Consider the following 6,980-nt stretch of genomic DNA (forward strand, 5'->3'; position numbering starts at 1 on the left):
TGCTGTTTTTTTTTGTGATGTGCGGGCGTCCACCGGGGTCTACACTCTCCGCTTGGTCGGCAGCGTCAGGTGGGTATAAGAGACAGGTGTGAGGAGCCAGGAGACGAACGTGTTCGCGGGGTCGCGGTGGTCGGAGTCCTGGAGTGGGGCGGCGTAGAAGGCGGCGGTGATGTTCAGGTCGGCCGGGATGGGGACGCTGCTCGCCGCGACGCCGGCCGAGCGGAGGTCGGTGATGTAGACGATGCCGGCGTCGGCCTCGCCGGCGCGGACGCGGTCCAGGACGGCGCGGGCGCTGATCTCCTCGGAGTTCGGCTGGACGGTCACCTCCGCCTTCGCGAGGACCTGGCGGGTGTAGCGGCCCACCGGGACCGAGCCCGCGCCGATGGCCACGGCCAGGCCCGGACGGCGCAGGTCGCTCAGGCCGCGGATGCGCCGGGGGTTGCCGGGGCCGACCGCGATGGTGAGCGTGTCGTGGGTGACGACGCGGGGGCGTCCGGCCAGGTAGTCGGCGGCGTCCTGCATGCTCGCCCGGTCCGCCGCCACGAGGACGTCGCCGGGGGCGTGGTCCGACAGCCGGTCGACCATCTCGGTGGATCCGCCGAAGACGAAGCGCAGCCTCGTGTCCGGGTGCTCCTGGTGGTAGGCCGTCCCCATCTCGCCGAACACCTCGGTCAGGGACGAGGTGGCGAGGACGGTCAGCGTCACCGGCCCGGACGGTCCGCCGCAGCCCGCGCCGAGGCACGGCAGGGCGAGCGCGGCGAGCAGCGCGGCCGCACGGAGGCGCCGCCGTCGGGGGGAGTCGGGCATATGGCCTCATCCTACGGTCGGGCCCCTTTCGCGCCGGTGATTGCGGCGTGGCGTGTCAGAGGCGCGCACTAGTGTTTCCGGCAACTGGAGATCACGTCCGCGGAGGCCCGACGATGTCCCTCGACCTGATGGAACTGCTGCCCGGCGACTGGCGGGAGCGGCTCGACCCGCTGCTCGACCCGATCGCCACCGCGGCGCTGGGCGCGTTCGTCGCGGGGGAGTACGCCGCGCAGACCGTCTACCCGCCGCGGGACGACCTGTTCAGCGCGTTCCGGCACTGCCCGTTCGACGGCGCCCGCGTGCTGATCCTCGGGCAGGACCCCTACCACGGCCCCGGCCAGGCGCACGGGCTCAGCTTCAGCGTCCGGGACGGGGTGCGGCTGCCGCCGTCGCTGCGCAACATCTACAAGGAGCTGGCCGCCGACCTGGATGTTCCGGCCGCGACGTCCGGCGACCTCACCCGGTGGGCCGACCAGGGTGTGCTCCTGCTGAACGCGGTGCTGACCGTCCGCGGCGGCGAGGCGGGCTCGCACGCCGGCAAGGGCTGGGAGGACTTCACCGACGCCGCGATCCGCGCGCTGAACGACAAGAGCGAACGCGTCGTCTTCGTGCTGTGGGGCGCCTACGCCCGCAAGAAGGCCCGGCTGATCACCGGTCCGCAGCACACCGTGATCGAGTCGGCGCACCCGAGCCCGCTGAGCGCCAAGAAGTTCTTCGGGACGCGTCCGTTCAGCGCCGTCAACAAGGCCCTCGTGGACGCCGGCCTCCCCGAGGTGGGCTGGGGGCCTGAGACGAGCACCGGCTGAGGGCCCGCGCCCTCACCCGTGCGGGGGAGGGGCGCGGGCGGTTTCACCCGGTGGCGGGAAGAGCGGCGGGTGCCGGTCCGGGCATCGTCGGGGCCATGACCGTTTCTGTTCAGCCGCTCACCCGGACGCCGGCCGCACACGGCGGGCCGGGGCGCCTGCGCCTCGCCGTCTGCCTGGTGACGATCGCCGCGTGCGTCCCCTACCTCACCATCAAGATCGCGTGGCTGTCCGGCAGCACGATCGGGTGGAACGACACCTCCGCCGCGCAGGAGTCGGCGCTCTACGTCGGCAACGCGATCACCATGGGCATGGACGCGGTGGCCGTGCTGGTCGCGCTGGCGTTCACGTTCCGGTGGGGCCGGCGGATCCCGGCCTGGCTGGTGCTGACGCCGATCTGGGTCGCGGTCGGGCTGCTCGCGCCGATCGTCCTCGCCGTCCCGCTGGGGTCGCTCCTGCAGGTGCTCTTCTCGGCGGAGCCGCTCACCGGCGGTGACCAGGCGGCGCTTCAAGGCTGGGTGTTCGGTGCCGTCTACGGGGGCTTCACCGTGCAGGGGCTCGGCCTGCTCACGGCGTTCGTCCTGTATGCACGCGACCGGTGGGCGGACGTCTTCGCCGTCCGCACCAAGGACGTCCCAAGAGGCGCGACCCACCCGCTACAGGTTCTCCTAGCGCGGACGGCCAGCGTGTTCGCGACGGCCTTCGCGGTCGTGCACCTCTTCTGGGCGTTCGGCGGGACGGCGGGGCTCCGCCCGGACGAACTCGACCACCGGAACATCGCCCAGCAGCTGGCCGACGGCATGTGGGGCGTGCTAGCGCTCGCCGGTGCCGCCGCCCTCCTGATGATCGTCCAGCGGCGCGGCCGTCCGGACAGGTTCGTGGTGCCGCTGGCCGCCGCCTGGGTCGGCGCGGCCGCCACGTTCGCCTGGTCGCTCTACGGGCTCCTCGTGACGCTCGCCCAGCCCGGTTTCCTGGCGTCCGACACGACCGTCGCGGCCAACCTGACGGCCCTCAGCGGGCTCCTCGCCGGGCTCATCATGGGCCTCACCGGCGCCGTCCTGCTCACCGAACGTCAGAGCGCGAGGCCGATCGCCAGCAGCACGCCGTAGGCGATCTGGAGCCGGCCGGTCTCGCCCAGCACCGGGATCAGGGCGGGGCCGGACGCGCCCTGCAGCACCTTCTGCGTGGGCGGCAGCGACAGCGGCGCCGCGAGCAGCGCGATCAGCACCCACGGGTGCGGCGCCGCCAGCGCCAGGACGAACATGAACGGCAGCGCGGTGCAGGCCGCGTACAGGATCCGGGTCCAGGGGCCGCCGAGCACCACGGCGAGCGTCCGCTTGCCCGACTCCCGGTCGGTCGGGATGTCGCGCAGGTTGTTCGCGACGAGCAGCGCGCAGGCCAGCAGCCCGATCGGCACCGCCGCGGCCCACGCCTCCCACGGCAGCCCCTCGACCTGGACGTACACCGTCCCGACGACGGCGACGAGGCCGAAGAAGACGAACACCGACACCTCGCCCAGCGCCCGGTAGCCGTACGGGGTCTTGCCGCCCGTGTAGAACCAGGCCGCGAGGATCGCGAACGCGCCGACGAGCAGCAGCCACCAGGTCGTCACGGCCGCGAGGACCAGCCCGGCCACCGCGGCGGCGAGGAAGCAGCCGAGCGCGGCGCCGAGCACCTGCTTCGGCGGCGCGACCTTCGACCCGACGAGGCGCAGCGGGCCGACGCGGTCCTCGTCGGTGCCGCGGACGCCGTCGCTGTAGTCGTTGGAGTAGTTCACCCCGATCTGCAGGATGAGCGCGACGAACCCGGCGAGGGCGGCGCGCCACCAGACGGGCTCGCCCGCGCCGACCGCGACGCCGGTACCGACGACGACGGGGACGAGGGACGCGGGCAGGGTGCGGGGCCGGGATCCGGCGACCCAATGGGAGAGCGTGGCCACAGTCACCGCTTGTTCTCGTGGGACGACAGGGGGACTACTCCTTCGATTCTTCCCGATGGAGATCAGAGTCTTTTTCATCCGGCCTTTCGCGGTGGAGCGGCACGGCTGGACTCGTCCGAGGATGAAAAGGGCTCTTGGTTCGGGCGGAGGCGGAGTGAGACGGCGAGCCCGAGGGCGAGGATCGCCGCGGTCGTGAGGGCGGCGTGCCCGGTCGCGACGGCGAGGCTTTCGTCGGCGGCGCGCGCCTCCGCCGCCAGCCCCGGGGCCTCGTGCAGGTCGCGGCCGTACGTCCCGGCGCTCTCCCGCAGGTCGTGCGCCATCGCGGCCTGCCGTTCGGGCGGCAGCGCGGAGTCCGCGAGCCGGTCGGTCATCGCGTGCCCGAGGCTCGTCGCGAACACCGTCCCGATCGCGGCGATGCCGAGCGCCGCGCCGACCTGCCGGGCCGTCGACTGGGTCCCGGACGCCTGCCCGGACTGCGCCGGTGGGACGTCCGCCAGCGATACGTTCGTCAGTTGCGCGGACGGCAGGCCGAGGCCCACCCCGTACAGCAGCATCCAGGGTGCGAGGCCGAGCCCGCCGGTCGTCGCCGACACGGTGAGGCCCAGCGCGACGACCGCGGCGACCTCCAGCACCATGCCGATCTGCACGACCCGGTGCGCGCCGCGCTTGTTCGCGAGCCTGCCCGCGTACCCGCCGGACAGGAACGCGCCGACGGCGAGCGGCAGGATCGCCAGGCTGATCTCCAGCGGGTTGGTGCCGTGCACCCCCAGCAGGAACAGCGGCAGGACGAACAGCAGCCCCAGCTCGCCGACGTTGATCAGGGCCGAGGCCAGGTTGCCGCGGCGGAAGTTCGGGATGCGGAACAGCTCCAGGTCGAGCATCACCGGACGTCCGGCCGCCGCCCGGGACCGCTCCACCACGACCAGCGCGGCGATCAGCAGGACGCCCAGCGCGAGGACGACCGGGACCGGCGACAGCGCCGTCTCCGGCCAGTCGAAGCCGGCCACCGTGAACGGGCGCGTCGGCGTCCACCAGCCGTAGGTCTGCCCCTCGATGATCCCGCACACGAGCGCGCCGAGCCCGAGCGCGGCCAGCAGCCCGCCCGGCCAGTCGATCTCGCGTCGCGCGCTCCCGCCGCGGGCCTGCCGGGTCTCGGGCAGCAGCCACAGCGCCCCGGCGACGAGCGCGGCGCCGAGCGGCAGGTTGATCCCGAACGCCCAGCGCCAGCCGCCGGCGGCGGCGATCGCCCCGCCCGCGAGCGGCCCGAGCGCGGCCATGCCGCTGATCATCGAGCCCCAGACGCCGAAGGCCACGGCCCGGTCCCGCCCGGTGTAGACGGCGTTCAGCGTGGACAGCGTGGCCGGCATGACCATCGAGGCGCCGACGCCCTGCAGGGCCCGCGCGCCGATCAGCGCCGAGCCGTCCCCGGCCAGCGCGGCGGCGACGCTCGCCACCGCGAACACCGCCGTCCCGAGCACGAACAGCCGGCGCCGCCCGAACAGGTCGCCGGCCCGCCCGAACGGGATGAGCAGCGCCGCGAACACCAGCGCGTACACCGAGGTGACCCATTCGGCGTCCGTGGTCGTCAGGCCCAGGTCCGCGACGATCCGGGGGAGCAGCACGCCGACGATCGTGGCGTCCACGACGATCAGCGAGACGCCGAGGCTGATGACGAGCAGGGCGAGCCATCGGTGCCGGACGGCGGGTGCCGCCGCGGCGGCGCGCGGCGGCGTCAGGGAGGTGGACTCGGGCACGGCTTCAAAGATATTGCCGGGTCACCCGTGCACCTCACCGACCCCTGCCTACGCGCTGATGTCGGTGTGCAGGCGGATCTGCCGGACGGGCTCGCCCATGTCGAGCGTCCGCGCCGTCCCGTCGGGGCCCCAGCCCGCCGAGCCGAGGAACGTCCGGGTGACCTCGTCGTCCTCGAAGACCCAGCTGACCAGGGTGGTGACGGCCTCCTCGCGGAGCAGGTCGACGGTCGCGGCGAGCAGCCGGCTGCCGTGCCCGGCGCGGGCGTGCAGCGGGTCGACCAGCAGCGTGATCAGCTCCGCGGTGCCGGCGGCGTCGAGGTCCTCGTCCTCGGCCGGGCCGTGCGCGGCGAACCCCACGACCAGGTCGGACGCCACGGCGACCAGCAGCCGGTGCCGGGGGCTCGGCGGCGCCGCCGCGGCCTCCGCCCACCGCTCCCGCCACGTCTCCACCGCGGCGGGGCCGGTCACCTCGTCGAGGACGCCGTCCGGCAGCAGGTCGCGGTACCCGTGCCGCCACGCCCGCACCTGGATGTCGGCGACGGCGGCCGCGTCCGCGCGCCGCGCGGGCCGCACTCCCACATCGGCCATGCCGTCCCCCGTCCTCGCGCCGGAAACCCGCCGCCCACCCTAGCGATCCACGTTGCTTCAGGTGGGGGGACGCCCCCCACCCCCCGATCAGGACGCCGACTGCCGCCTTCCGCTCCGCTGGCGATCCACTCCAGACGTCAGCCGGCGGGGGTCCTGCGGCGGGCGCGGTAGGCGCGGGTCTTGGTGCGGTTGCCGCAGACGCTCATCGAGCACCAGGACCGGGACCGGTTCTTGGACGTGTCGAGGAACGCCCAGCGGCAGGTGTCCTCCTGGCAGGCCTTCAGCCGGGGCCAGGTCCCGGCGGCGACGGAGTCCATGATCGCGGCGGCGAGGCGGGCGAGGCCGGCGGCGGCCGTGCCGGGCGGGTCGAGCGGGGCGAGCGCGGGACGCGGTCCGGCGAGCGTGATGCGCAGCGGGAGGGCGGCCAGCGCGTCTTCGAGGTCGTCCGGGAAGCCGGCCTCCTGCGGCCCGTGGTGCGCGGACATGGCTTCGCGGAGGCCCTCCCGGAGCGCCACGGCCACGCGGACGTCGGCGTCGCCGGCCGCCGCGGCCGCCGGGACGAGCCCGCGTTCGGCGAGCCATGCGCTGAGCCCGGCGGGCGCGGCGATCCCGTCCGTCCCGGACTCGACGTCGAGCGTGTTGACGAAGTCCACCAGCAGCAGCGCGGGGTCCCCATCGGCGTGAGCGTCGGCCATAACCCCCTCCTGCAGGTCCACTAGGCACTCTACCAAGGCACGACACCTTCATTACAGTTTGACCGGTTGCATCTGGACGACACCGGCGTTACGGTTTAGGTGGTGTCAACGAACCGGGAGAACGAGATGAATCCCCTGCCCTACCTGGCGGGCCTCGCCATGCGGCACGCATGGGCGGAGCGCGAGTACGCACGACTCCACGCCGACATCGTCGAGGCGCGGATCACGGCCCGCGCCCGCGAGACCGAGCGCGCCGCCGAGCGCGCCGCCCGGGCCCGCCGGTGGCTGCTCGGCGGCGTGCCCGACCTGGCTCTTATACCCATCCGCCGCTGCCGACGCAGAGGAACGGGCAGATCCCAGTGGGCGACGCATCAATAACAACAAAAAACAACAG

General features: G+C 73.7%; 8 protein-coding genes. 3 read left to right on the top strand and 5 right to left on the bottom strand.

Annotation, left to right across the window (positions count from 1 at the left end; all coding sequences use genetic code 11):
• Positions 1–39: 39 nt before the first annotated feature.
• Positions 40–807, bottom strand: a complete 768-nt coding sequence (gene modA / locus HUX53_RS31140; protein ID WP_176406790.1) for a molybdate ABC transporter substrate-binding protein — start codon at positions 805–807, stop codon at positions 40–42.
• Between the two features lie 113 nt (positions 808–920).
• Between modA and HUX53_RS31145 the strand changes: the two genes are divergently transcribed.
• Positions 921–1,613 carry a uracil-DNA glycosylase gene (locus tag HUX53_RS31145; RefSeq protein ID WP_176406791.1) on the top strand — a complete coding sequence of 231 codons (693 nt, stop codon included), beginning with the start codon at positions 921–923 and terminating at the stop codon, positions 1,611–1,613.
• Positions 1,614–1,708: 95 nt separating this feature from the next.
• A complete protein-coding gene (locus HUX53_RS31150) occupies positions 1,709–2,719 on the top strand; it encodes a DUF3995 domain-containing protein (protein ID WP_176406792.1) in 1,011 nt (336 codons plus the stop codon).
• Here HUX53_RS31150 and HUX53_RS31155 read toward each other — a convergent pair.
• The 4 genes from HUX53_RS31155 to HUX53_RS31170 all read right to left on the bottom strand — a co-directional run bounded on the left by HUX53_RS31155 (position 2,683) and on the right by HUX53_RS31170 (position 6,586).
• Positions 2,683–3,549: a 1,4-dihydroxy-2-naphthoate polyprenyltransferase gene (locus HUX53_RS31155; RefSeq protein ID WP_176406796.1), complete on the bottom strand. Its 867-nt coding sequence runs from the start codon at positions 3,547–3,549 to the stop codon at positions 2,683–2,685. The two genes, HUX53_RS31150 and HUX53_RS31155, sit on opposite strands and share 37 nt — an antisense overlap.
• Positions 3,550–3,623: 74 nt before the next feature.
• Complete coding sequence (locus HUX53_RS31160) at positions 3,624–5,303, bottom strand: MFS transporter (RefSeq protein ID WP_309237519.1); 1,680 nt, start codon at positions 5,301–5,303, stop codon at positions 3,624–3,626.
• Positions 5,304–5,351: 48 nt separating this feature from the next.
• Positions 5,352–5,891, bottom strand: a complete 540-nt coding sequence (locus HUX53_RS31165; RefSeq protein ID WP_176406793.1) for a GNAT family N-acetyltransferase — start codon at positions 5,889–5,891, stop codon at positions 5,352–5,354.
• A gap of 137 nt (positions 5,892–6,028) precedes the next feature.
• Positions 6,029–6,586: a CGNR zinc finger domain-containing protein gene (locus HUX53_RS31170; protein ID WP_176406794.1), complete on the bottom strand. Its 558-nt coding sequence runs from the start codon at positions 6,584–6,586 to the stop codon at positions 6,029–6,031.
• A gap of 126 nt (positions 6,587–6,712) precedes the next feature.
• Here HUX53_RS31170 and HUX53_RS31175 point away from each other — a divergent pair, with 126 nt between their 5' ends.
• Positions 6,713–6,964 carry a hypothetical protein gene (locus HUX53_RS31175; RefSeq protein WP_176406795.1) on the top strand — a complete coding sequence of 84 codons (252 nt, stop codon included), beginning with the start codon at positions 6,713–6,715 and terminating at the stop codon, positions 6,962–6,964.
• Positions 6,965–6,980: the final 16 nt, after the last annotated feature.

Source organism: Actinomadura sp. BRA 177 (assembly GCF_013372625.1).
Classification (GTDB): Bacteria; Actinomycetota; Actinomycetes; order Streptosporangiales; family Streptosporangiaceae; genus Spirillospora.